The organism is Novosphingobium sp. FW305-C-30-35 (assembly GCF_058783135.1).
In genome coordinates, this window is sequence record NZ_JBYSYJ010000001.1 from 56,326 (window position 1) to 78,270 (window position 21,945).

Consider the following 21,945-nt stretch of genomic DNA (forward strand, 5'->3'; position numbering starts at 1 on the left):
ATGCCGAAGCGCTCGCCGCCAACTGGCGCGCGCTTGATGCCCTGTCCGGCCGCGCGAGCGCTGGTGCCGCGGTCAAGGCTGATGCCTACGGGGTAGGCGCGGCGCGGGTGGTCCCGGTGCTTGCCGCAGCAGGCTGCGGCACCTTCTTCGTGGCGCACTGGACTGAAGCGGCAGAGATACTGCCTTACGTGCCCGCTGCATCCATAGCAGTGCTTCATGGTCCCTTGACCGGCGAAGAAAGCGAGTTTGCAAGGGCAACAGGTGTTCGTCCTGTCATCAACAGCCTGGAGCAGGCGCGGCGTTGGAGCAGTGGCGGAGGAGGCCCTTGCCACCTGATGGTCGATACCGGGATGAACCGTCTCGGCGTGCCGCTTGGTCAGATTGGCGATCCCGCGATCACTGCACTTCAGATCGACCTGTGCATGAGCCATCTGGCCAGTGCGGACGAGGACGTATCGCAGAACGAATCTCAGCTGCAGTTGTTCGAGGACGTCCGCCGCAGCATCCCGGCCCGGCGTTACAGCCTCGCCAACAGCGCCGGCATAGCGCTCGGCAAGGGCTATCACGCCGACCTGACCCGGCCCGGGCTTGCGCTTTATGGCGGCATCGCCAGACCCGAACTGGCGCCGCACATCCGACCGGTCGTCCGGCCCGAAGCGGCGCTGCTGCAGACTCGGACACTGCGGGCGGGCGACAGGGTGGGCTACAACGCACTGTTCACTGCCGATCAGCCGATGCGGATCGGGATCATCTCGCTCGGTTATGCCGACGGATACCTGCGATGCTGGTCCTGCATCGGCACGTTTCTTTGGCAGGACCGAAAGGCTCGGGTCCTGGGGCGTGTCTCGATGGACCTGACGATCGTGGATCTGGCGGAAATGCCCGATTGCCATGAGGGTGAATGGTTAACCGCGGACTACCAGCTCCCTGCTGCAGCCGCGCAAAGCGGGCTTTCGCAATACGAATTGCTGACATTGATGGGCAAGCGCTTCTCGCGCCAAAACGGATTCTGACTGGGGTTGTTAAGATTTGTTGCGCCGCACATGCTGCACATGCTAATACTAAGCAACGTCGCAGTGGGGGCCCAAACCATGGCCAGTGAGTCCAAGTCCGGCGGCACGGTTATAATCAAAAAGTACGCAAACCGTCGCCTCTACAACACCAGTACCTCAAGCTACATCACGCTCGACCATCTTGCTCAGATGGTTAAGGACAATGTCGACTTTCAGGTGATCGATGCCAAGACGGGTGCGGATCTGACGCACGCGATTCTGACCCAGATCATCATGGAGGAGGAGTCCGCCGGCGAGCAGATGCTGCCGACCAATTTCCTGCGACAGCTCATCTCCATGTATGGCAATTCGATGCAGGCATTCCTGCCCGGCTATCTAGAAGCCTCGATGGAACATTTCCGCGAGAACCAGGCCAAGATGCGCAAGGCGATCGAGGAAAGCATCGGCGCCAATCCGCTCGCCCAGATCGCACAGCGTAACATGGAAATGTTTAAGGCTGCTGCCGCCGCTTTCGTTCCCGGCGCGGCCACCAAGGACGATAGTACCCCCGTTGCCGAGGGCGACGACCTGGACGTCCTGCGCAAGCAGATGGCCGACATGCAGAAGAAGCTCGACGAGCTTTCCAAGTAAGCGGTTTTCCTTCCCGCCTTTCCGTCATTTTGAGCTGATGACGGCATTGCGGGAAGCGCTTTTGCGCTTTAACGCGCTGCCTCATGAACAAGCCCGCAATCAAGCACGCGCTCAACGTCAAGCGCGCTGACGACTTCGCCCAGTGGTATCAGGCCGTGATTTCCGAGGCCGAGCTTGCCGAGGAATCCGGCGTGCGCGGCTGCATGGTGATCAAGCCATGGGGCTACGGCATCTGGGAACGCATCCAGAAGCTGATGGACGCCGAGATCAAGGAAGCGGGCGTCGAGAACTGCTACTTCCCCCTGTTCATCCCGCTGTCCTACTTCGCCAAGGAAGCCGAACACGTCGAAGGCTTCGCCAAGGAAATGGCGGTCGTCACGCACCACCGCCTGATTTCTGATGGCAAGGGCGGACTGACGCCCGATCCCGAAGCCAAGCTGGAAGAGCCGCTGGTTGTTCGTCCGACCTCGGAAACGGTGATCGGCGCGGCGATGGCGCGCTGGGTCCAATCGTGGCGCGATCTCCCGCTGATGGTCAATCAGTGGGCCAACGTCGTGCGCTGGGAAATGCGCACCCGCATGTTCCTGCGCACCAGCGAGTTCCTCTGGCAGGAGGGCCACACCGCGCACGCCGACGAGGCTGACGCGATGAAGGAGACGCTGCGCGCGCTCGAGATGTATCGCGCCTTTGCCGAAGGTCCGCTGGCGATGCCGGTCATCGCCGGGCCGAAGCCCGAGAACGAACGCTTCCCCGGCGCGGTCGAGACTTTCTCGATCGAGGCCATGATGCAGGACGGCAAGGCGCTGCAGGCCGGCACTTCGCATTACCTGGGCACGACCTTCGCGCAGGCCGCGGGCATCCGTTATCAGGACAAGGAGGGCCAGCAGGCGCTGGCGCACACCACGTCATGGGGCGTTTCGACGCGCCTGATCGGCGGCGTGATCATGACACATGGCGACGACGACGGCCTTCGCGTCCCACCGCAGGTGGCGCCGCAGCAGATCGTGATCCTGCCGATGCTGCGCGACAACGATGGGGACGAAGCGCTGCTTGCCTACTGCGAAGAGATCCGCAAGGCGCTGGCCAGCCAGTCTGCCTTCGGCGAGCGTGTGCGCGTCCTGCTCGACAAGCGTCCGGGTAAGGCCACGCAGAAGCGCTGGGCCTGGGTCAAGCGCGGCGTGCCGCTGATTCTGGAGATCGGCGGTCGGGACGCAGAGGGCGGGCAGGTTTCGGCGCTACGCCGTGACCGGCTGTGGCGCGAGGACGCCAAGCCGAACTTCATCGGGCAGGCCAGGGAGGATTTCATCGCCTCGGCTGCGGTAGAGCTCGAGGCGATCCAGAATTCCCTCTACGAGGAGGCGCGCCAGCGCCGCGATGCGCAGATCGTGCGCGACGTGACGGATCTTGACGGCCTGAAGACCTACTTCGCCGAGGGTAACAAGTATCCCGGCTGGGTCGAAATGGGCTGGAGCAAGCCGACCGGTGCCGCGCTGGACAAGGTTGTCGAGCAGTTGAAGGCGCTCAAGCTGACGATCCGCAACACGCCCCTCGATGCCCGGAAGCCGGATGGGGTTTGTCCGTTCACCGGCGAACCGGCGGTCGAGAAGATCCTGATCGCCAGGGCTTATTGATCAACAAGGGTGGCAGGGAACTGCCGCCCTTTTTGTCAGGGCCCCTTGGCGCTGCCGGTCGTGGCGCTAGTCTCGGCCGCATGAGACACGCGCTTTACCTCGTCCCGTTCCTGTATTCGTCTGCAGTTCTGGCCGCGCCCGAGGACGCTATCTCCGAGGCACGGCTGCGGGCCGATGTGGAGAAGCTCGTCAGCTTCGGCACGCGCCATACGCTGTCGTCGCAGACCGACCCCGAGCGGGGGATCGGTGCGGCGCGTAAATGGGCCGAAGCGGAGTTTCGCAAGAGTTCGGCCGCTTGCGGCAACTGCCTGGAGATCGTCCTGCCGGAAACGGTGGTGAGCGGTGACCGTGTCCCGGTGCCGACCCGTCTCGTCAATGTGGTGGCCATCCAGCGCGGTACCGAACGTCCCAGCGAGGTTGTCATCGTGCAGGCGCACATCGACAGCCGCGTGTCGGACGTGCTCGACGCGACGAAGGATGCGCCGGGCGCTAACGACGACGGCTCGGGCACTGCGCTGGTAATCGAAGCTGCGCGTGTGCTGTCAAAGGAGAAGTTCCCCGCCACGATCGTCTATGCTGCGCTGTCGGGCGAAGAGCAGGGGCTGCTCGGCGGCAAGCTGCTGGCGGACTATGCGGCGCAGCAGGGCTGGACCGTGAAGGCCGTGCTCAACAACGATATCGTCGGCGGCTCGACTGGGTCCGACGGCTACAGGGACGATGCACACGTGCGCGTCCTGTCCGAAGGCCCTCGCGCCGATGCGACCGACGCCCTCCGCGCCCAGATGCGCCGTTATGGGGGCGAGAATGACAGTCCATCACGCAATATCTCGCGCTGGATTGCCAAGCTGGCGGATAAGGATGATGCCGGGCTGGCGGTGCGGCAGATCTGGCGGGCTGACCGGCTCGGCCGGGGCGGGGACCAGTTGCCTTTTTCCGACAAGGGCTACCCCGCGATCCGCTTCACCGTGGCGGTCGAGGATTACGAACACCAGCATCAGGACTTGCGCACCGAAGGCGGGGTGAAGTTCGGCGATACTGTGGACGAGATGGATTTTCCGTATCTTGCCAAGGTGACGCGACTGAACGTGCGTGCGCTGGCAAAGCTGGCGCGCACGCCGATGCCGCCCGCGCCCGTGGTCAAGGGCGCAGTGCAGCCCAGCACGGACATCGCGTGGCAACCGGTGCCGGGGGCCGCGCGCTATGTGCTGTGGCAACGCCGGACCGACGCGCCGATGTGGGAGACGCGCGTGCTCGAAACCGTGGAGACAAAAGCCAGCCTGCCTGGCGTTCGCGCGGACGACTGGCTGTTCGGCGTCAGTGCAGTCGCTGCCGATGGAGACGAAAGTCCCATCGCTTCGGCTGTACCGGGCGGTCAATTCGGCCCGTTACCCAAGCCGTAACTTCTTGCCATCGGCGGGCATAACGACCACATGCCGCCAATGGCCAAGAACAAGTTTCCGCAAGGGCTCCCGACGCGCCAGCAGGTGCTGGACTTCATTGCACAATCGGACGAGCCTGCGGGCAAGCGCGAGATCGCCAAGGCTTTCGGCCTGAAGGGCACCGAGAAGATCGCGCTCAAGACGCTGCTCAAGGACATGGCCGAAGAAGGCCTGATCGATGGCAACCGCAGCGCCTTCCACGCCATGGGTGGCGTGCCGCGCGTAACGGTGTTGCGCATTGTCGAAATCGATGAGGGCGAACCTGTCGCCATCCCCGACAGCTGGCAGCCGGAGGACGCAAGCCCGCCGCCGCGGCTGCGGGTCGTGGAGCCGCGGGGCAAGGCCAGGGACCGCGGCCCTGCGCTGCGCGTCGGTGATCGCATTCTGGCGCGCACTGAGGAAGCAGGGAAGGGCTGGCTCGCCCATCCGATGAAGAAGATTCAGGGCGGCGAAGAGCAGTTGATGGGTGTCGTCGAACTTGACGGCACTGGCAAAGGCTGGCTCGCGCCGGTCGACAAGCGCGTGCGCAATGCCGTGCCGATTTCGGACCTTGGTGGCGCAGAGGCGGGGCAACTCGTGCTGGCCGAGCCTGCGGGGCGCTCACCGCGTTCAGGCATGAAGGTGGTTGTCGTGCTGGGCGATCCGCTGGCGCCGCGCGCGTTCAGCCTGATCGCGATCCACAAGCATGGCATTCCGTTCGTGTTCCCCGAAGCCGCGCTCCGTGAGGCCGAGGAGGCGGCGAAGCTGCCGCTCAGCGAAGACAAGCGCGAAGACCTGCGGCATCTGCCGATCGTGGCGATCGACCCGGCCGATGCGCGCGATCATGACGACGCCATCTGGGCCGAGCCGGACGGACAGGGCGGCTTCAACGCCCTTGTCGCGATTGCCGATGTCAGCTTCTACGTTCGTCCCGGCGGCCAGACCGACCGTGAAGCCCGCAAGCGCGGCAACTCGGTCTACTTTCCTGATCGCGTCGTGCCGATGCTGCCCGAAGTGCTGTCGGCAGACGTCTGTTCGCTGAAATCGGGCGCAGACCGTGCCGCGATGGCTTGCCACCTCTCGATCGACAGCGAGGGGCGGATCAAGGATTGGCGCTTTACCCGCGCGATCGTGCGGATCGCCGAAGTGATCGCCTATGAAGAAGCGCAGCGGCGCATCGATTCAGGGGAAGCCGAGGCGCACCTCGCCAACTTGTGGGACGCGTGGCGGCTGCTGGAGAAGGCGCGCAATGCACGCGATCCGCTGAACCTCGAACTGCCCGAGCGGCGCGTGGTGCTCGACGAGCAGGGCAAGATCGCCGAGATCGCGATTCGCGAACGGCTCGATGCGCACCGGGTGGTCGAGGACTTCATGATCGCGGCCAACGTTGCTGCGGCCAAGGCGCTGGAGGCAAAGGTCGCTCCGGTCGTCTATCGCATTCACGAACCACCTAGCCGCGAGAAGCTGGTGGCGCTCAAGGACTATCTGGCGACATTCGATCGCAAGCTTTCGCTGGGGCAGGTGATCACACCCTCGCTCTTCAACCGCATGCTCAAGGACATCGCCGACGAGGCGGAAAAGGCGCTGATCATGGAGGCCGTGCTACGCAGCCAGACGCAGGCCTACTACGGTCCGCGCAATGCCGGGCACTTTGGCTTGAGCCTGGGGTCCTACGCGCACTTCACCTCGCCGATCCGACGGTATTCGGACTTGCTGGTCCACCGCGCGCTGGTCGACGCCTATGGTCTGGAGCAGCCACGGCCCAAGGCCGATCTGCCGCCGACGTCCGGTCTATCGGACCGTGACCGGGGCGATCTCGCGCGGGTTTCCGAAGCCATCAGCAATGCCGAGCGCCGCGCGATGGAGGCCGAGCGCGACACCATCGACCGTTACGTCGCGGCGTGGCTTTCGGGAAAGGTCGGCGAAGTGTTCGACACGCGAATCACCGGCGTCCAGAAGTTCGGTCTGTTCGCCACCATTATCGGTCTCGGTGGCGATGGGTTGGTGCCGGTATCGACCCTCGGGGCGGAGCGTTTCAACTATGACGAGAAGGCGCAGCGCCTGATCGGTGAACTGAGCGGCGAGGAGTTTGCCATGGGGCAGATTCTCAAGCTGCGGCTTGCCGAGGCCAACCCCCTTACAGGGGCGCTCAAGTTCGAGCCGGTTGACGTTGCCGAAGGCGTCCAACGCATCGAGCGGCGTGGCGGCAAGATGGAACACAAGCCCAGGCGGCAGGGAAACTATACCGCGGGCAAGCGGGGTCGCCCATCGAACATCCGGCACCAGGGCAAGCGCAAGTGATCAACTGAACCGGTCGATTTCCTCGTCGGAGATCGCGCCGGGGACGATCATCAGCGGGCAGGGGAGCTGCCCCGCAATGCCGGCAAAGTGGCTGACGAGAGGCCCGGGATTGCCGCCTCCAGCCGCGCCCAGCACCAGCGCGGAGACTTCGGGGTGCTCGCCCAGATATTCGCGCACGACTTTCGGTCCGTCACCCATACGCACCGAGATCTGCGGAGAAAGGCCTGACTCGCTGGCCAGGCTTCCGGCGGCAGTCATGGCGAGGACTTCCGCCCGATCGCGCGCTTCCTCCTCGATCGTGGCCTGTACCCCGCCGAATGCCACGAACTGCTGTTGCGGCACCAGGGCAAGAATGTGGACCGTGCCATCGGTGCGGACCGCGCGCCTTGCCGCAAAGCGCAGCGCTCCCTTGGCTTCGTCAGTCTCATCCATGATGACCAGATATATGCGCTGCGACATGGCGAACTGTCCTCTCGATGCACACGTATCGGCAAATTCGTATGCGGCGCAAGCGGCAAGCCACTTGACCCGACGCGCCATGCTGGTGAAATGGGCGTGACAAAAGGTGCAGGGGAGGTTTCCGCTACGGACTCCCTGCGGCTTGCCATCAGGACACGGAAAAACACGCCCATGCCCATCGCCATCAAGATGCCCGCCCTTTCCCCCACCATGGAAGAAGGGACGCTTTCCAAATGGCTGGTCAAGGTCGGCGACAAGGTTTCCTCGGGCGACATCATGGCCGAGATCGAAACCGACAAGGCCACGATGGAGTTCGAGGCTGTCGATGAGGGCACGATCGTTTCGATCGACGTTGCCGAGGGTGCCGAGGGCGTGAAGGTTGGCACCGTGATCGCGATGATCGCAGGCGAGGACGAAGATGCCAGCGCACCTGCGCCTGCCCCCAAGGCCGCTCCTGCTCCGAAGGCGGAAGCCGCGCCAACGCCTGCCCCTGCAGCAGCGCCTGCCCCGGCACCGGCCCCTGTTGCTGCCGCAGCGCCTGCCGCCAAGGGCGACCGCGTGATCGCCAGCCCTCTGGCCAAGCGTATTGCCGCCGACAAGGGCATTGACCTTGCGGGGATCGCCGGATCAGGCCCCAACGGCCGCATCGTCCGTGCCGACGTCGAAGGTGCCAAGCCTGCCACCGCCGCGCCTGCGGCCACTGCACCAGCCTCTGCTCCGGCAGCGGCACCTGCTGCGGCTCCGGCACCTGCAGCCGTGCCCGACTTTGGCATCCCCTATGAGGCGACCAAGCTCAACAACGTACGCAAGACGATCGCTCGCCGCCTGACCGAGGCGAAGCAGACGATCCCGCACATCTACCTTACCGTCGACATTCAGCTCGATGCCCTGCTCAAGCTGCGCGGTCAGCTCAACAAGGCGCTCGAGGCGCAGGGCGTGAAGCTTTCGGTGAACGACCTGATCATCAAGGCGCTGGCCAAGGCGCTGGTGCAGGTTCCCAAGTGCAACGTCAGCTTCGCGGGCGACGAACTGCGCACCTACAGCCGCGCCGATATCTCGGTCGCCGTCGCGGCGCCTTCTGGCCTGATCACGCCGATCATCGTCGATGCCGGCAACAAGTCGATCTCGGCCATCGCCACGGAAATGAAGACGCTTGCCGGCAAGGCACGCGAGGGCAAGCTGCAGCCGCACGAATACCAGGGCGGCACGGCTTCGCTTTCCAACCTCGGCATGTTCGGGATCAAGAGCTTCGACGCGGTGATCAACCCGCCGCAGGCGATGATCATGGCCGTGGGCGCGGGCGAGCAGCGCCCTTACGTGATCGATGGCGCCCTGGGCATTGCCACGGTCATGTCGGCAACCGGCAGTTTCGACCACCGCGCCATCGATGGCGCCGATGGTGCCGAACTGATGCAGGCGTTCAAGAACCTGATCGAGAACCCGCTGGGTCTGGTGGCCTGAGCCTGATCGCCTGAAACAAGTCGCAGGGGTGCAATGATGGCCGATCCGCTACCACAGGGCGAACCGGCCATCCGCATCACGGCGATGCCAGCTGATGCGAACCCCGCCGGCGATATCTTTGGCGGATGGCTCATGGCGCAGATGGACATGGCGGCAGGCATTGTCGCGGCAAGAAGGGCCAAGGGCCGCGCCGCGACGATCGCCGTGGAGGGCATGACCTTCCATCACCCGGTCCATGTGGGTGACGAGGTTTCGGTCTATGCCTCTCTTGCCAAGGCGGGACGCACTTCGATGACCATCGATGTGGAAACCTGGCGCCGCGCCCGCACCGGCGAGGATCGCCAGAAGGTAACGCAAGCACGATTCTTCTTCGTCGCCATCGACGACGAACGCAAACCGCGGCCATTGCCGCAGACAGACTGACAGGAGCATTTGCGTGGCTGACCAATACGACGTCATCGTCCTCGGATCGGGTCCCGGCGGCTATGTCGCGGCGATCCGCTGCGCGCAGCTCGGCCTGAAGACGGCCATTGTCGAGCGTGAGAACCTGGGCGGCATCTGCCTCAACTGGGGCTGCATCCCGACCAAGGCGCTGCTGCGCTCTGCCGAAGTGCTTAACCACATGAAGCATGCGGCCGCCTATGGCCTCGCCGCAGACAACATCCGCGCCGACCTGGACGCAGTGGTAAAGCGCTCGCGCGGGGTGGCCAAGCAGCTCAACCAGGGCGTCACGCACCTGATGAAGAAGAACAAGATCACCGTCCACATGGGCAACGGCGTGCTCAAGTCGGCAACTTCGGTCGAGGTGACCGGCGGCGTCGATGGCAAAGGGGGCACCGAGACGATCTCCGCCAAGCACGTGATCGTCGCAACCGGCGCCCGTGCTCGCGATCTGCCCTTCGCCAAGGCTGATGGCGAGCGCGTGTGGACTTATCGCCACGCGATGACGCCCAAGCAGATGCCGACCAAGCTGCTGGTCATCGGCTCTGGCGCGATCGGTATCGAATTTGCCAGCTTCTACAACGACATGGGCGCTGAAGTTACTGTCGTCGAGATGATGGATCGCGTCGTGCCGGTTGAAGATGCCGACGTGTCTGCATTCCTCGAAAAGGCGCTGACCAAGCAGGGCATGAAGATCATGACCGGCGCGGGCGTCGAGAGCTTGGCGGTCTCGCCCTCGGGCGTGAAGGCGAAGATCAAGGGCAAGGACGGCAAGGTTGCCGAGGCCGACTACAGCCACGTCATCGTCGCCGTCGGCATCGTGCCGAACACCGAAAACATCGGCCTCGAAGCATTGGGCGTGAAGGCCGAGCGCGGGATCATCGCCATCGACGGCTATGGACGCACCAACGTCAAGGGTCTCTGGGCCATCGGCGATGTGACGCCGGGGCCGTGGCTGGCGCACAAGGCAAGCCACGAAGGCGTCATTGCGGCAGAAGCCATTGCCGCCGAGCTCGGCAACAAGGACGTTCACCCGCACCCGATGGACCGCGCCAACATTCCGGGCTGCACCTACTGCCACCCCCAGATCGCCAGCGTCGGCCTGACCGAGGCCAAGGCCAAGGAAGCCGGCTACGAACTCAAGGTCGGCACGTTCCCGTTCATCGGCAACGGCAAGGCCATCGCCTTGGGCGAGCCCGAAGGCTTCGTGAAGACCGTGTTCGACGCCAAGACCGGCGAGCTATTGGGCGCGCACATGATCGGCGCGGAAGTGACCGAGATGATCCAGGGCTATGTCGTCGGCAAGACGCTTGAGACGACCGAGGCCGAACTGATGCACACGGTGTTCCCGCACCCGACCATCAGCGAATCGATGCACGAAAGCGTCTTGGCGGCTTACGGGCGCGCGATCCACATCTGAGGATGGGCATCTGGCATCAAAAAGGGCGCGGACGGTCATCCGTCCGCGCCCTTCTTTGTCTAACTTGTGAAATCAGTAAGGGATACTGTCCACGGTGAACGCGTTCACAAACTGACCCGGCTGCATTACGGCTGACCGTCCGCTCACGAGCCACGTCGCGAAAACAGCCGCTACAGTGTTCCCCTTGCCTTCCTGGCGATGCACTCCGCGCATGGCATAGTCGGTGCCGCGGACGTTGATCTTGTTGAATGTCACTTCGAATTTCCCGGACTTGCCCCCGACGGCCTTCCCGGTCTTCCACGTGATAGTTCCTTCGACCTTGGACCCACGAGGAATAGCGACCGTTCCGTTTTCCAGCACATCGTTGACCACTGAAAAGTTGAACTTGTCACCGACCTCGACCTTTTTCGAAGTGATCTCGGTGTCGGGAGTTACCGGAACCAAAGTGCTCGCCGGCAGCAATCGGGCGGAGGTCTGAACAACTGCGGATTGGGCAGTAGGCGTTGCGGCGACTGTTGCAGTTTGGGATGTGGCTTCTTGCGCAAAACCAGTGGTGGCCGAAATCAAAAGGATTCCAGCGGCGCTTATGACGAACTTCATGTGTTGCTCCATTCCCCTGTTATTTCAGAGGCGTCCCACACGTGTTGCTGAAAGACAAGGTCCAAATTGAAACAATTCTTGTTGGGAAGGAACGCTCGCCTTTCTCGTCGCTTTCCAAGGTGAGGAGAGAGTTCAATGGAATTCGAGATCGAAGAACCCGTGAATCCGCTGCCTTGGGAAGCAGAATGGCGCTGCAAGACGGTCAAGCCGGGTCATGCAGTCGACCGCGACGACATGAGCGTCAAGGCGCTGGAAATCCCGGAGTCAGAGGAAAGCTAAAAATTTGGCGGACAGGGTGGCCGTCGAACAATGCCGTAAAAATGGAGGATTTAAGCCATTTTCCTAATCTTTGCCAGAAACGATACCCCCAATGTTACCCCCACGCGATGCAAGCCAGCCTTCGTAGGCCGCCTTATGCTTCGGGCAAAGATCCTTCCCCGGCGCTGGCGACGTGGTGCATGTAGCACAGATCGGCGCGTCGCACGTACCGCTCTTGCGGGTGGGCACCTTCCAGTCGCATTCGAGCGTCGCCGGTCGGCCGCACGCGCAGCGCTTGCGCCGTCCGCTGGTGCAGACAAAGCCGCGACCGACGCCGGGAATCTCAACAGGGTGGCAAGTCACGCGCCATCTGCCTCAATGCAGATGAACGGATCGCCCTTGCAGCCGCAGCGGCAACCATCGTCGAACGGGAACCCGTCGTGCGTGCGACCATCGAGAACGCGGCCGGCGGCCTTCTTTCCAGCTTTGCGCATGACCACGAATCGGTCGCCATGAAAGCCGCAGCCGCCTGCGAGGTTAAGCCACTTCGACTTGCCGCCATCGACGTAAGTGTTGGTGTAGTCAGCCCGCCAATCGGGATCATCCTTTTCGCGGTCTATGGCCAGTTCCCACTCGCCCCACTGCTTGAACAGGAAAGGCACCCTCGCTTTCGCGCATTGGTCGCGCAGCGACCTTGCCCAATCCGGGTGCATCGGCCGGGCCTTTGGCCCACTTTCGCCGCCCACAATCACCCAATCAAGATCACGCAGCCACTCGTAGCGCAGGGCGACCTTACCCAGCAGCGGCTCCATGGACAGCCCAATCCACGGAATCCCGTACTTCACCTTGAGTGCGATCAGGCGTGGTATGTCACGGTCGGCTTCCTCCTGGTTGACGACGCTGGCGATCAATCCGGCGTTGCGCGGCCAAGCCGAGAGTGCGTGCTCGCCCAACGCTTCGATGCGCCTTTCGATCATAGGGAGGCGCTTGGTCACGATCTGCACGTCCATGGCGTCGACTGAGTGAATCGCACCCCATGCGGTAGCGAACCACTCGATCGGCACTTCCTTGTCGAACAGGTCGGACATGCTCTGCATGAACACGCGCCGACGGCGACCGTGATCTCGGATGAAACTCTCTGCACCTTCGTTGAGCTTGCGCAGCATGGTGAAGGCCCCTTTGATGGGCCGACGGGAAACGCCGGGCCCCCAAAGATTGCCACCGGTGCGCTTTGCCCACGTCTCGGCATAGCAATGGTCACAGCCAAGGCTAACCTTGGAGCACCCCCACCAGAAATTGACGGTGCTATCGGTCCACTCGATCGCGCTGGCTTCAGCCATCGACACTATCCTTCCTGACAAACTGCACCGGCGGCGGCATGAGGCTGGCAATCTCGGTCAGCCGCTGGAGCGCTAACTGCTCGCACGCCTGGGAGCGCGCCAACTCGAACCGGAGGTTACGCAGCTGCGTCGCCGCATAGGACTGCACCTCGAACAGACCATCGGCGGCCTTGTCGGCCAGCGCCTTGTGCTTCTCGACCTCGGCGCGAAGGCCACGCACTTCGGAGCCGTGCGACAAGCCACGCGCGAAAGCCTCGTCGCGCAGGCGCCGAACCTCGGCCCACGGGTTGAGCCACCAGGGTAGGGTGATCTTCATGCCTTCTTCCCCTTGGTCTTGCGCTCCCGCCTGCTTGCGGCTGCGCGCTGGCCAGCGATCACGCGCCGGCGCCACTCCTCGAAGCTCGGGCTAAGGCCGCGCTTCTTCACGATCTTCGACACAGCCTGCTTGCTGATGCCGTGCTTCCCGGCCAACTCCGCCATCGTCGCGCCCTTCGCGTACTGGCGTGCGATCTTGTCCCCTCGGCTGCCGGATCTCGGGCCGCGTCTCGTCATGCCGCAGCGCTCCATTCCGTCGGCTGCGCCATCCAGGCGACGACGTCGCTCTCGCGCCACGCCACGCTATTTGCGCCCAGCTTCACGGACTGCGGGAACGTGCCTTCGCCCATGCGCCGGTAGATGGTTCTTCTTGAGAGGGACGTGCGCGCCATGACGTCCGGCAGGCGCAGGAATGCGTCAGTCAATGCTACCTCCTGAAAATCTGTCGCAGCAGCGAACAAAGGCCTGGCGCACCGTCTCGAAGGGCAGGGTGACGCCGTAGGAATAGGCGACGTCGGCAATGGTCGAACCGATGCCCTTGCCGTTGAACCAGCAGCGAAACAGGAACTCGTCGAGCGGCTGGCTCGGTTCGGTGCGTCGGAAGCCTACGCGGCGGGGCATGTCGCCTCTCCCGCGTACTCTTCCACGGCAGCGACGACGTCGGCCACGCGCTCCCACTTGTGGTAGATCCCGTCTGGCGTCTCGAAACCGGCAAGCTCGTCAATGTCGGTCTGGATCGTCAGCAGATCGAGCTCGAACAACAGCAGGTCGGTGCGCAGGTGCGCCTCCTCGCCCAACGCATCGAGCCGCGCGCCCTGATAGGGATGGCGGAATCTTCTGCGGATTATGGCGAGAGCATCAGACACACTCGTATTCCTTGATCTGAAAGGGGTGCGGGCGGCGGTCGATTTCCCAGCGCGTCGGCGGTCTTGCGCCCGCTGCGGGCCAAGGCGACGCGCCCGCCTTCTTGCTGTCCCACCCGTTGAACAGGCGGACGTGGACGCTCCGAAACCCCACCTCCTGACCTTCCTCGTTGAAGATCGTGCAGTCGAAAGGCAGGTGGCCGGGGTTCGGAGCGTAGGCCACGGTGTCAGGCCTCCGTGCGCGGCCTGGTCAGTTCGGAGCGGCGGCGCGCGATCAGAGCGTCAAGCTCCTCGATCACGTCGTCGGGCAGGCCCACGCGGATCTTCACGTACTCGTCGTCGAAGTCCTTGATATGCTGCTTGTTCTTAGCTGCGGCGATGCCCTTGCGGATGGACTCGACCTTTGCCCACCATGCGGGGCGCTCGGCCTCGTCCTGCGGCTCCTCTGTCAGAACCTCGCCCGTATCCGGGTCGTAGTCGTGCCCTGCATCGAGCGCGCGGGCGGTGGCCTCGTCTACTTCGGTCATACCCCGGCTATCAGTCGCGGCAGGTTCCGGTTCTCTGCGCCCGTCCTGCTCCAACTGCACACCGGCCTCGGTCCCGGACTGGTCGGCCAGCATCGCGGCGTCGTCGCGGCCCGGCAGCGTGACCGGAGCGTCTGGCTCGACTTCGAGCATGCGCGCTGTCGATCGTGCGGTGATATCGAGATCGGCGCCCTCAACGTCGACAATGTCGCTGGACATGGGCAGCGACTTGCTATGCCGGCGCATGACGGTTTTCTTGGCCTGCTCACCGAACCAGTCCACCCAAGGGCCGGACGGCTTGCGCGGATTACCCTTCTTGTCCTTGGTTGCGCCGGTCTGCGAGCATTCGCGAACTTCGTCGATCTCGAAGCGGCGCATGACCTCGTAGGACTTGGAGCCGTCCTTGTAGGTTGCCATCGAATAGGCCGCGACGATCTGGTCGTCGGTGGTCTGCTCGCGGGACATTTCCAGCAAGGGGCGATGCCGGAGCATGCGCTCCGTGCCTTCCTCATAGATGAACGCGCCCTGCTCGACTTCTGCGCGGTAGACAACCTTGCAGGTTATGTCGGTGATCTCGCCGGACTGCAGGATCTTCTTCCGCAGGCCGTAAACCATCGGCATGTAGGCCACTTCGAGCGCCTGCTGCCACGCGCCCTGACCATCCTTGTAGTTGCGCTTGAACACGACGAGCGCAGCCTCGCGCTTGTCAGGGATCAGCCCGTCAATCGCGCACTTCTCGCAGGCATTCAGGAGCGAGCGGCGATCAGCGCGCAGCAACTCCGGGTCCGCCTTCACGGCAGCCATGAGAACGCGCTGAAACTTCTCGATCGTAATGTGGCTGGGCAGAACCATCTGGATCTGCTGCGCGACCTTCGACACCTGCCCGTTGAATTGTGCGAGGGCCTGGTCGAAGCCGGTCATGTTGGTGACGGCATTCATGTGTTACTTCTCCTGTTGGCGCGCCAGTTTTTCGGCGCGTGATCTGTAGTGGTGGTTGGCATTACCTCTGCCCATGGCGACCGCTTCCTGAGGTGTGCGGCCCCGGATTATCCGGTTGCGCAAAGTGCGAGAGGGGACGTCGATCCGTTCAGCCCACGCTTCCAGCGTGAGCGTCTCACCTTCGATTGTGATAAGGTGGTTGCCTCTGCGGTTGCGTCCCTGCGTGACGCGATCGGCCCAACGGCAATTTTCAGGACTGTATGGACCGTAATTATCGCGGCGATCTATTGTCGCGCCTGGATAAGGTCGTGGAGCCATATCGCTGTAGAAGGCATCGAACGAATGCCAGCGGTCGCAGACCAAAATGCCACGTCCACCGTAGTTGTGGAATGCGGCGCTTTCTGGGTTCCCGCAGCGGTCCATCATCGCCCACCAGACGCGATGGAAAGCCTTTCGCTCGGTTGCGTCTGAACGCTTTTGCTTGCTCGGCTTGCGGCACTTATCGCAACCTGTCCGAGTGCCATTGCGAAGGTCTCCAGCCTTAATAAGCCGGGTCTCCCCGCAATCGCAGCGGCACTCCCAGAAGCGCTTTCCAGTGAATCGCACGACAGTGAACTTGCCGAAACGCTGGCCAGAAATATCAAATCGGATGAAGCCCTGCCTCACCGGTAGTTCCCTTTGATAACAGGCCAGATGCGTGTTCCGGGGATCTCGCGCTTGCCAGCCTTGACGAGGCGCTGGATCGCCTTCTCGATCGCCTCCACGACCTTCGGGTCGTCCTTCACGGCGCGAAAAGCCTTCGAGACGTCCTCGACCTTGCTGGTCCATTCCTGCTTGCCCGACACGCTCGCGCCAGCATCGGAGCGCACCGGCTCGGACTTGGTCACGGTGGCAGCGGCAGCGAGGGACGCGCGCTGCATTTCCTCCTCGGCGGCGCGGCGCTTTTCCTCGGCATCGGCCAAGGCCTGCTGACGCTCCTCGTCGGTTGCGGCCTGCTTCTTCGCCAATTCAGCCTGGCGCTCGGCATCGCGCGCAGCCTGTTCGGCTGCGCGGGCACGATCGGCAGCCTCGCGCTCCTCGGCTTCACGCTTGGCCTGCTCTGCCTTGAGGCGAGCGTCGCGCTCGGCAACGTAGGCGTTCCCGATGCCTTCGACCTTGCGCTTGGCATCCTCGACGCGCTCGATCAGCGCATTCTTCTCCGCATCGACGAGGCGTCCACCCTGCAGGTATGGTTCCTTCACCGCCTTGTGCGTCTCGCTGATGTGCTTGATCTGCGCACGGTAGAGGTTCACGAGATCGCCGCACTTGGCGAGGCTTTCGTCGTCCTCGGCCTTGGCGCGATCGGCTGCGTCGATGGCGGCATCGAACCGGGTCAGAAATTCGGGTTTCTCCTCCAGGAGCTTCGCGCGAAACTCGACGGGGATAAGCTCCTCAAGCGGCGGCTTGTTGTGCCCCATGGACGCGACGGCGGGCTTTGCCTCGGGCCATGCAGGGACGTCATTGAAGATCGGCTGGGTAGCCATGTGCGTGCTCCTTCAAAACGGCAGGGGGTTCTTGGGGTCGAGCGGGTCGTACTTCTTGCCGACGACCGCGTAGGCGCTGTCCGGCGCATGCTCCTGCGCCCACTCGCGGCGCTTGAGCATGAAGTCGTAGTCAGGAAGAGTGATGGGATCGGTGGCGCAGGCGGGCCAGACGCGATCGAGATCCACGTATTCGCCGTTGGCCATGGCCTGCCAGCGATAGGAGCGGTCGAGCACTTCGCCGGTCACAGGATCAAGCGGCGGCCCATACCACACGCGGATTGCGGCCTTGATGGAGCCGGAGCGCAAACGCATCCGATAGTAGCCCGCAATGGGCTGGGTGACGTCGAGGCCGTATCCGGCGGGCGCTGTCCATGCGCGCCGTTCGCCGTAGGCCCGACCTTTGCGGCGGATCGTCACGCGAACGCCTCATGCAAACCGGCGACGAGCGCAATGACCGCAAAAACGATCATGCTTGCACGCTCAATGCCTGTGCTGCGCCCGGCTTCGGTAAGGCATAGCGCCGTGACCGCGAAGCAAACTCCGATCACAGCGTCCACCGCAGCACGAGGAAAATTCCGCCCCAAAGGACGAGAGAAATCCAGAACGCCGTGAACGGCTGACGGAAGGGGATAAGCAAAGACCCCCCAAGGCGGCATCTTCTCGGGCTCATGGATTTATCCTTTCATGGAAGGCTTGTGCGACCAGCAGGAAGCCGGTCGCAGCGGGAAGGGCTGCGAACATCGCCGCAGTGGTGAGAAGGAAATCGCGGGGATTTTCCCGGATAAGCTGGGCAGCAATCGCCAACTGACGCTTCACGACAGCACCCATGCGATTGCAGTAGCCTGCGCTTCGGACAGGCCGTGCCGAACCTGTGCGGCGGTGCGCGCCTGCACGATGGCGTAGTCAATGTCCTCGTTGGTGAACGCCGTGACCTTGTTGATCAGCGGGAACCCGGCACGGACAAGGAAGTCGAACCGCTCCTGCGTCGGATCGAACCAGAACCGGGCATGGTTGAAGAACACATCCCGTTCGCCGTTGCTGGCAAAGTAGCCGGTGGTGACGAGACGGTCGCTGTCTTCCTCGTCGTAGCGGTAGAGGGTCCAACCGTCGCAGGGGTTGATCCCTTCGACCGGCATGCACCACTGCGAGAAAGAGGTGAGGGCTTCGGTGGCCATGGTCAGGCCTTCCCGTCGATACGGGAGAGAACCTCACGCGCGGCGATCATTGCCTGAACGACGTCAGACTCAAGGCGGACAGGACCGTTTGCGACCAGAAGGCCGGCAAGCTCTGCGTTCCTCACCTGAGGATTGGCTAGCGCGCAGGTTAACCTGCGCAGCGCCTTCACCGCTGCATGAGCCTGCCCCGCAAGGCGTGCTTCGATAGCGGCGAATCCTCGCTCAATCTCGAACCGCTCGAAGTTGAGCGTGCCGCCATTGTCGAGATCAACCGAGCTTTCATCGGCCAGCGCGTCGCGCAGGTCGCAACCGATAGTGTTGCGCGCCTCGTCCTCGATCGTGCCGGAGATCGTCGCCGTGGCGAAGATAGTGACCGGGAAGGAGAATACCTGGTCGCGCCCGCCCGCTGCATCGGCGGGGGCGACGGTGAGGCTGGAAACACCGGCAGTAGCGGGGGCAGGGCCGGTGGGGACGGGGGGATTTGCAGCGACAGCCAGATTCGACATTGGTGCTCTCCATCATGCGATGGGAGCCTTATGTCTCAATGAGAAATGACCGTCAACCTATTTTGTCGCAATGCGACAAATGGACCGTAAACCTATAACTCCTGCCCGACGTACACGACGCGCCCGATCACGGTAAACGGAGCAGTCCCAATGGGAATGGGCTGGTGCTCAGGGTTGTTCGAGCATGGCAGCAGCGCCAAGGGATTCTGCGAGAATTGCTTGAACGTGCACTCGCCGTGCTCGTTCATCACGACGTAGAACTTGCGATCGACAAGCTCACGGCTGTCAGGATCGACCACCACAAAGCCGCCGTCCACGCCCTCAGGCACGATTCGATCCATCGAATCGCCATCGGGCCGCAGCACGAACAGGTTGTTGCCCGGAAGGTTGTCGGGAACAGGGATGGCTTCCTCGCTCATCTCGACAGCCTCGCGCCAGTTGCCCGCGGCGATCTTCCCCACAACCGGCAGGACACGCGCCGGGATGGTGTTGAGCAGTAGGTCGGTAGGGCTGACCTGCAGGACGTTGGCCAGGTCGAGAAGATAATCAGCCGAGAGTGCCATCTTTCGCGCCTCCAGCTTGGCGATGGTCGACGCTGTAAGGTCGGCAGCCATAGCAGCGCCCAACCCTTCCATCGTGAAGCCACGTTTGATCCGCCATTCCTTGATGCGGTTCGGTGCGTAAATTCGGTCACGGCTCATTCGCATATTGATACACCGCGCCACCTAGCACGGCACGTCACATAAAGCCAAATTTCTGATTGCCTGTCATGTCGCATTGAGACATAAGGTGTGCGCTATGGACTTCGCACACTTCAGAGAGCTCAAAGGCTGGACCCTCGACGAGGCAGCCAGCCACGTAAGACAAGGGCACGACGAGTTCGCCGGTGTCAACGGCAGCGTCGTGTCAAAGCACGAGCGCGGTTTGCGTTTCCCCAACCCTGACCTCGTCAAGAGATACAGCGAGATCACCGACGGCGCCGTCACCTTCGACGACTGGCACACCGTCTACAAGGCAGCGCGCGAGGCGCGCGAGGCACAGGCCGCAGCCTGACCCCTTCCGGCAAGGGGCGGCCAAGCGGCGCGACGCTCCTTTCCCGGCTTTCCCTTCGCGCCGTGGAGTGCCTGTCATGGATCTCTACCTCGGGACCAAGGCCGTACTGGCCCGTCCCATGTCCAGAGCGGACTACAACACCTATCGCGGCTGGGTGCTTCCTGCCGACGAGAACGGTGACGATGCCGGAATGCTTGTCGAGTACGTCGACGGCGGGAAGGCCAACCATCCTGACCACGCCGGTTATATCTCATGGTCGCCGCTCGACGTATTCGGTCGCGCGTACCGCGTTTCTGGCAATCTGACCTTCGGGCAAGCGCTCGAAGCCCTCAAGCAGGGCAAGCGCATCGCTCGCTCCGGCTGGAACGGCAAGGGCATGTGGCTTTGTCTCTCCGGCCCCCTCGAAGGCCGCACGATCAACGCGTCGTCTTTCTGGTCCGATCACTGCCGTGCCTACGCAGAGGCCAACGGCGGTATGGCCACCGTCCTCCCCTGCATCAACATGAAGACCGCCACTGGCGAGATTCTCATGGGCTGGCTGGCAAGCCAGTCGGATATGCTCTGCGAGGACTGGTGCGTTCTCGATGAGGAGGCCTCGTCCAATGACTGACGAAACCTTTGAGACCGCCGCCGCCGACGGCAGCCGTCGCACTGCCGCAGCCACCACCCTCTCCGACCTGATCAAAATGCTCAAGGACGGCCAGTTCGATGCGGACAGCGTCGAGCCGCTGCGCGAGTTCGCCAGCAAGCTCGAAGCCGTGGGCATGGATACCGACCGCCGCGCCAAGGGCACGATCACGCTCAAGATCGAGGTCGATTTTGACCCTGACCGCGAGTTCTCGGTCCTCACGCCCAGCCTCGCCTTCAAGCTCCCGGTCGAAAAGCACGGCTCCACCGTCGCTTGGTTCACCACCGACGGCAGGCTCACCCCGAACAAGCCCAACCAGGGCAACCTGTTCGGCTCGATCCGCGAGATCACCACGCAGGCCCGCGAAGTCCGCGGCTGACCTGAAACCCCCGAAAGGACAAGGCCATGGAAGAACCCACCACCGGCGAAGGCACTGCCGAGAACACGCAGGACAGCGCCGCGCCTGAGGCTGTTGCGCAAACCTACAGCAGCTCCGTACATTGCGATCACGTCGTGGATCGCACCGGCGAGCTTCTCAAGAGCGCCATTGGCGTTGCCGAGGAGCACTTGCGCCCCAGCGTCGGCATGATCCGCGACCCGCGCGACAACACGCCGGCGCACATCGTAATGGGGCCAAACGGTGCCGCGATCCTCGATCCCGGCATGTTTGACCTGTACCGCCAGTTCCCGCTGGCGAGAAAGGGCACCGTCCGCCTGACGACGCTCGACAGCTTCATCGAGGTCGTAAAGCGCTTCGCGTTCCCGACGTCGGCCATCTTCGCTTGCGACGACATGGCCAAGCCCAGCCTGACGGCGATTTTCGACTATCACCCTGCGAACGAATGGGCTGACGAAAAAGCCGCGCTGGCGATGATCCAGAACGGGCACCATCGCGCCTCTTACGCCTTCCCGCTTTCGCCTGAATGGCAGGCATGGGTCGGCATGGACGCCAAGCCGATGGGCATGGTCGAGTTTGCTCGATTCCTCGAAGATCATATCGTCGACGTCTCGGCCGATCCGATCGAAAAGTTCGGCGCTGCCTCGCAGGCGTTCGTGAAGGCCAATCGCGGCAACCTCGCCACGCCGACCAAGCTGATCGAGATTTCGCGCGGCCTGCAGATCTACGAAAGCTCCGTCATCAAGGAGGCCAAGAACCTCTCGACCGGCGAAGCGCAGTTCACGTTCGACAGCCAGCACACCGACGGGGACGGCAAGCCGCTGGTGCTGCCCAATATGTTCTCGATCGTGCTGCCCGTCTTCCGTGGCGCGTCCGACCCGTTCCGTCTGGTCGCGCGCTTCCGGTACCGCAAGACCGGCGAAGGGCTGAAATTCTGGTATGAGCTGTGGCGGCCGGACCTTGTGTTCGACACAGCGTTCCAAGAGTCGATCGCCGCAGTGGGCAGCGAAACCGGCCTGCCGGTCTACATCGGCGCGCCGGAGCTCTGAC

At 63.2% G+C, this 21,945-nt stretch carries 30 protein-coding genes; 13 read left to right on the top strand and 17 right to left on the bottom strand.

From position 1 onward, the window contains the following. The first annotated feature begins 41 nt into the window (after window positions 1-41). The 5 genes from alr (at window position 42) to AC3WLM_RS00345 (ending at window position 6,993) form a co-directional block, all read left to right on the top strand. On the top strand, window positions 42-1,013 hold the full coding sequence (gene alr / locus AC3WLM_RS00325; protein ID WP_492478073.1) for an alanine racemase: 972 nt from the start codon (window positions 42-44) through the stop codon (window positions 1,011-1,013). Window positions 1,014-1,091: 78 nt separating this feature from the next. Beyond that, window positions 1,092-1,643, top strand: a complete 552-nt coding sequence (gene phaR / locus AC3WLM_RS00330; RefSeq protein WP_492476207.1) for a polyhydroxyalkanoate synthesis repressor PhaR — start codon at window positions 1,092-1,094, stop codon at window positions 1,641-1,643. Window positions 1,644-1,726: 83 nt separating this feature from the next. Then, complete coding sequence (proS, locus tag AC3WLM_RS00335; protein ID WP_492476208.1) at window positions 1,727-3,274, top strand: proline--tRNA ligase; 1,548 nt, start codon at window positions 1,727-1,729, stop codon at window positions 3,272-3,274. Window positions 3,275-3,354: 80 nt separating this feature from the next. Continuing rightward, complete coding sequence (locus AC3WLM_RS00340) at window positions 3,355-4,674, top strand: M28 family peptidase (protein WP_492476209.1); 1,320 nt, start codon at window positions 3,355-3,357, stop codon at window positions 4,672-4,674. Window positions 4,675-4,713: 39 nt separating this feature from the next. Further along, window positions 4,714-6,993, top strand: a complete 2,280-nt coding sequence (locus AC3WLM_RS00345) for a ribonuclease R family protein (protein WP_492476210.1) — start codon at window positions 4,714-4,716, stop codon at window positions 6,991-6,993. Here AC3WLM_RS00345 and AC3WLM_RS00350 read toward each other — a convergent pair whose 3' ends face one another. After that, window positions 6,994-7,452 (bottom strand): universal stress protein, encoded by a 459-nt coding sequence (locus AC3WLM_RS00350; protein ID WP_039332326.1) that lies wholly within the window; start codon window positions 7,450-7,452, stop codon window positions 6,994-6,996. Between the two features lie 171 nt (window positions 7,453-7,623). Between AC3WLM_RS00350 and AC3WLM_RS00355 the strand changes: the two genes are divergently transcribed. From AC3WLM_RS00355 to lpdA, 3 genes are read left to right on the top strand one after another with little or no spacing between them, the layout of a single operon-like run. Beyond that, the gene (locus AC3WLM_RS00355; RefSeq protein WP_492476211.1) at window positions 7,624-8,913 is read left to right on the top strand and encodes a pyruvate dehydrogenase complex dihydrolipoamide acetyltransferase; all 1,290 of its coding nucleotides are present in this window, start codon (window positions 7,624-7,626) and stop codon (window positions 8,911-8,913) included. Window positions 8,914-8,949: 36 nt separating this feature from the next. Continuing rightward, window positions 8,950-9,336, top strand: coding sequence for an acyl-CoA thioesterase (locus AC3WLM_RS00360; RefSeq protein ID WP_039332329.1), 387 nt, complete (start codon window positions 8,950-8,952; stop codon window positions 9,334-9,336). A 13-nt stretch (window positions 9,337-9,349) separates the two neighbouring features. Next, on the top strand, window positions 9,350-10,774 hold the full coding sequence (gene lpdA / locus AC3WLM_RS00365; protein WP_492476212.1) for a dihydrolipoyl dehydrogenase: 1,425 nt from the start codon (window positions 9,350-9,352) through the stop codon (window positions 10,772-10,774). A gap of 72 nt (window positions 10,775-10,846) precedes the next feature. On the opposite strand, the gene AC3WLM_RS00370 is transcribed toward lpdA, so the two are convergent. Further along, a complete protein-coding gene (locus tag AC3WLM_RS00370; protein WP_052242076.1) occupies window positions 10,847-11,374 on the bottom strand; it encodes a hypothetical protein in 528 nt (175 codons plus the stop codon). Between the two features lie 135 nt (window positions 11,375-11,509). Here AC3WLM_RS00370 and AC3WLM_RS00375 point away from each other — a divergent pair, with 135 nt between their 5' ends. Beyond that, window positions 11,510-11,653: a hypothetical protein gene (locus tag AC3WLM_RS00375; RefSeq protein WP_156452230.1), complete on the top strand. Its 144-nt coding sequence runs from the start codon at window positions 11,510-11,512 to the stop codon at window positions 11,651-11,653. A 338-nt stretch (window positions 11,654-11,991) separates the two neighbouring features. Here AC3WLM_RS00375 and AC3WLM_RS00380 read toward each other — a convergent pair whose 3' ends face one another. The 15 genes from AC3WLM_RS00380 to AC3WLM_RS00450 form a co-directional block, all read right to left on the bottom strand. Beyond that, window positions 11,992-12,972 carry a DUF5131 family protein gene (locus tag AC3WLM_RS00380; RefSeq protein WP_492476213.1) on the bottom strand — a complete coding sequence of 327 codons (981 nt, stop codon included), beginning with the start codon at window positions 12,970-12,972 and terminating at the stop codon, window positions 11,992-11,994. Next, window positions 12,965-13,288 (bottom strand): hypothetical protein, encoded by a 324-nt coding sequence (locus AC3WLM_RS00385; RefSeq protein ID WP_492476214.1) that lies wholly within the window; start codon window positions 13,286-13,288, stop codon window positions 12,965-12,967. The genes AC3WLM_RS00380 and AC3WLM_RS00385 overlap by 8 nt, the downstream gene beginning before the upstream one ends. Next, entirely contained in the window at window positions 13,285-13,524 is a 240-nt protein-coding gene (locus AC3WLM_RS00390; protein WP_492476215.1) for a hypothetical protein, read from the bottom strand. Before AC3WLM_RS00390 ends, AC3WLM_RS00385 begins: the two co-directional genes overlap by 4 nt. Then, entirely contained in the window at window positions 13,521-13,712 is a 192-nt protein-coding gene (locus tag AC3WLM_RS00395) for a helix-turn-helix transcriptional regulator (protein ID WP_492476216.1), read from the bottom strand. Before AC3WLM_RS00395 ends, AC3WLM_RS00390 begins: the two co-directional genes overlap by 4 nt. Beyond that, the gene (locus AC3WLM_RS00400) at window positions 13,705-13,908 is read right to left on the bottom strand and encodes a hypothetical protein (protein WP_492476217.1); all 204 of its coding nucleotides are present in this window, start codon (window positions 13,906-13,908) and stop codon (window positions 13,705-13,707) included. The genes AC3WLM_RS00395 and AC3WLM_RS00400 overlap by 8 nt, the downstream gene beginning before the upstream one ends. Then, the gene (locus AC3WLM_RS00405) at window positions 13,893-14,153 is read right to left on the bottom strand and encodes a hypothetical protein (protein WP_492476218.1); all 261 of its coding nucleotides are present in this window, start codon (window positions 14,151-14,153) and stop codon (window positions 13,893-13,895) included. Before AC3WLM_RS00405 ends, AC3WLM_RS00400 begins: the two co-directional genes overlap by 16 nt. Continuing rightward, window positions 14,146-14,373 (bottom strand): hypothetical protein, encoded by a 228-nt coding sequence (locus AC3WLM_RS00410; protein WP_492476219.1) that lies wholly within the window; start codon window positions 14,371-14,373, stop codon window positions 14,146-14,148. Before AC3WLM_RS00410 ends, AC3WLM_RS00405 begins: the two co-directional genes overlap by 8 nt. Before the next feature lie 4 nt (window positions 14,374-14,377). Then, on the bottom strand, window positions 14,378-15,613 hold the full coding sequence (locus tag AC3WLM_RS00415; RefSeq protein ID WP_492476220.1) for a recombinase RecT: 1,236 nt from the start codon (window positions 15,611-15,613) through the stop codon (window positions 14,378-14,380). Between the two features lie 3 nt (window positions 15,614-15,616). Next, complete coding sequence (locus tag AC3WLM_RS00420; RefSeq protein ID WP_492476221.1) at window positions 15,617-16,279, bottom strand: hypothetical protein; 663 nt, start codon at window positions 16,277-16,279, stop codon at window positions 15,617-15,619. Further along, a complete protein-coding gene (locus AC3WLM_RS00425) occupies window positions 16,276-17,136 on the bottom strand; it encodes a hypothetical protein (RefSeq protein WP_492476222.1) in 861 nt (286 codons plus the stop codon). The genes AC3WLM_RS00420 and AC3WLM_RS00425 overlap by 4 nt, the downstream gene beginning before the upstream one ends. Window positions 17,137-17,148: 12 nt before the next feature. Beyond that, a complete protein-coding gene (locus tag AC3WLM_RS00430) occupies window positions 17,149-17,553 on the bottom strand; it encodes a hypothetical protein (protein WP_492476223.1) in 405 nt (134 codons plus the stop codon). A 249-nt stretch (window positions 17,554-17,802) separates the two neighbouring features. Then, entirely contained in the window at window positions 17,803-17,952 is a 150-nt protein-coding gene (locus tag AC3WLM_RS00435) for a hypothetical protein (RefSeq protein ID WP_492476224.1), read from the bottom strand. After that, the gene (locus tag AC3WLM_RS00440; protein ID WP_492476225.1) at window positions 17,949-18,311 is read right to left on the bottom strand and encodes a hypothetical protein; all 363 of its coding nucleotides are present in this window, start codon (window positions 18,309-18,311) and stop codon (window positions 17,949-17,951) included. The genes AC3WLM_RS00435 and AC3WLM_RS00440 overlap by 4 nt, the downstream gene beginning before the upstream one ends. 2 nt (window positions 18,312-18,313) lie before the next feature. Beyond that, window positions 18,314-18,817: a hypothetical protein gene (locus AC3WLM_RS00445; RefSeq protein ID WP_492476226.1), complete on the bottom strand. Its 504-nt coding sequence runs from the start codon at window positions 18,815-18,817 to the stop codon at window positions 18,314-18,316. Window positions 18,818-18,909: 92 nt separating this feature from the next. Continuing rightward, on the bottom strand, window positions 18,910-19,518 hold the full coding sequence (locus AC3WLM_RS00450) for a LexA family protein (protein ID WP_492476227.1): 609 nt from the start codon (window positions 19,516-19,518) through the stop codon (window positions 18,910-18,912). Between the two features lie 97 nt (window positions 19,519-19,615). Between AC3WLM_RS00450 and AC3WLM_RS00455 the strand changes: the two genes are divergently transcribed. The 4 genes from AC3WLM_RS00455 to AC3WLM_RS00470 all read left to right on the top strand — a co-directional run bounded on the left by AC3WLM_RS00455 (window position 19,616) and on the right by AC3WLM_RS00470 (window position 21,944). Then, window positions 19,616-19,870, top strand: coding sequence for a helix-turn-helix domain-containing protein (locus tag AC3WLM_RS00455; protein WP_492476228.1), 255 nt, complete (start codon window positions 19,616-19,618; stop codon window positions 19,868-19,870). Window positions 19,871-19,946: 76 nt separating this feature from the next. Beyond that, entirely contained in the window at window positions 19,947-20,480 is a 534-nt protein-coding gene (locus AC3WLM_RS00460; RefSeq protein WP_492476229.1) for a DUF2829 domain-containing protein, read from the top strand. Then, window positions 20,473-20,877 carry a YfdP family phage-associated protein gene (locus AC3WLM_RS00465; protein WP_492476230.1) on the top strand — a complete coding sequence of 135 codons (405 nt, stop codon included), beginning with the start codon at window positions 20,473-20,475 and terminating at the stop codon, window positions 20,875-20,877. The genes AC3WLM_RS00460 and AC3WLM_RS00465 overlap by 8 nt, the downstream gene beginning before the upstream one ends. 26 nt (window positions 20,878-20,903) lie before the next feature. Then, the gene (locus AC3WLM_RS00470) at window positions 20,904-21,944 is read left to right on the top strand and encodes a DUF2303 family protein (protein WP_492476231.1); all 1,041 of its coding nucleotides are present in this window, start codon (window positions 20,904-20,906) and stop codon (window positions 21,942-21,944) included. Window position 21,945 lies beyond the last annotated feature (1 nt).

Coding starts and splice junctions, on each gene's coding strand:
- AC3WLM_RS00415 (WP_492476220.1), bottom strand. CDS start 15,613: ATGAATGCCGTCACCAACATGACCGGCTTCGACCAGGCCCTCGCACAA.
- AC3WLM_RS00360 (WP_039332329.1), top strand. CDS start 8,950: ATGGCCGATCCGCTACCACAGGGCGAACCGGCCATCCGCATCACGGCG.
- proS (WP_492476208.1), top strand. CDS start 1,727: ATGAACAAGCCCGCAATCAAGCACGCGCTCAACGTCAAGCGCGCTGAC.
- AC3WLM_RS00460 (WP_492476229.1), top strand. CDS start 19,947: ATGGATCTCTACCTCGGGACCAAGGCCGTACTGGCCCGTCCCATGTCC.
- AC3WLM_RS00380 (WP_492476213.1), bottom strand. CDS start 12,972: ATGGCTGAAGCCAGCGCGATCGAGTGGACCGATAGCACCGTCAATTTC.
- AC3WLM_RS00470 (WP_492476231.1), top strand. CDS start 20,904: ATGGAAGAACCCACCACCGGCGAAGGCACTGCCGAGAACACGCAGGAC.
- AC3WLM_RS00455 (WP_492476228.1), top strand. CDS start 19,616: ATGGACTTCGCACACTTCAGAGAGCTCAAAGGCTGGACCCTCGACGAG.
- AC3WLM_RS00390 (WP_492476215.1), bottom strand. CDS start 13,524: ATGACGAGACGCGGCCCGAGATCCGGCAGCCGAGGGGACAAGATCGCA.
- AC3WLM_RS00340 (WP_492476209.1), top strand. CDS start 3,355: ATGAGACACGCGCTTTACCTCGTCCCGTTCCTGTATTCGTCTGCAGTT.
- phaR (WP_492476207.1), top strand. CDS start 1,092: ATGGCCAGTGAGTCCAAGTCCGGCGGCACGGTTATAATCAAAAAGTAC.
- AC3WLM_RS00400 (WP_492476217.1), bottom strand. CDS start 13,908: ATGCCCCGCCGCGTAGGCTTCCGACGCACCGAACCGAGCCAGCCGCTC.
- AC3WLM_RS00370 (WP_052242076.1), bottom strand. CDS start 11,374: ATGAAGTTCGTCATAAGCGCCGCTGGAATCCTTTTGATTTCGGCCACC.
- AC3WLM_RS00425 (WP_492476222.1), bottom strand. CDS start 17,136: ATGGCTACCCAGCCGATCTTCAATGACGTCCCTGCATGGCCCGAGGCA.
- AC3WLM_RS00345 (WP_492476210.1), top strand. CDS start 4,714: ATGGCCAAGAACAAGTTTCCGCAAGGGCTCCCGACGCGCCAGCAGGTG.
- AC3WLM_RS00385 (WP_492476214.1), bottom strand. CDS start 13,288: ATGAAGATCACCCTACCCTGGTGGCTCAACCCGTGGGCCGAGGTTCGG.
- AC3WLM_RS00450 (WP_492476227.1), bottom strand. CDS start 19,518: ATGAGCCGTGACCGAATTTACGCACCGAACCGCATCAAGGAATGGCGG.
- AC3WLM_RS00350 (WP_039332326.1), bottom strand. CDS start 7,452: ATGTCGCAGCGCATATATCTGGTCATCATGGATGAGACTGACGAAGCC.
- AC3WLM_RS00355 (WP_492476211.1), top strand. CDS start 7,624: ATGCCCATCGCCATCAAGATGCCCGCCCTTTCCCCCACCATGGAAGAA.
- AC3WLM_RS00440 (WP_492476225.1), bottom strand. CDS start 18,311: ATGGCCACCGAAGCCCTCACCTCTTTCTCGCAGTGGTGCATGCCGGTC.
- AC3WLM_RS00465 (WP_492476230.1), top strand. CDS start 20,473: ATGACTGACGAAACCTTTGAGACCGCCGCCGCCGACGGCAGCCGTCGC.
- AC3WLM_RS00375 (WP_156452230.1), top strand. CDS start 11,510: ATGGAATTCGAGATCGAAGAACCCGTGAATCCGCTGCCTTGGGAAGCA.
- AC3WLM_RS00445 (WP_492476226.1), bottom strand. CDS start 18,817: ATGTCGAATCTGGCTGTCGCTGCAAATCCCCCCGTCCCCACCGGCCCT.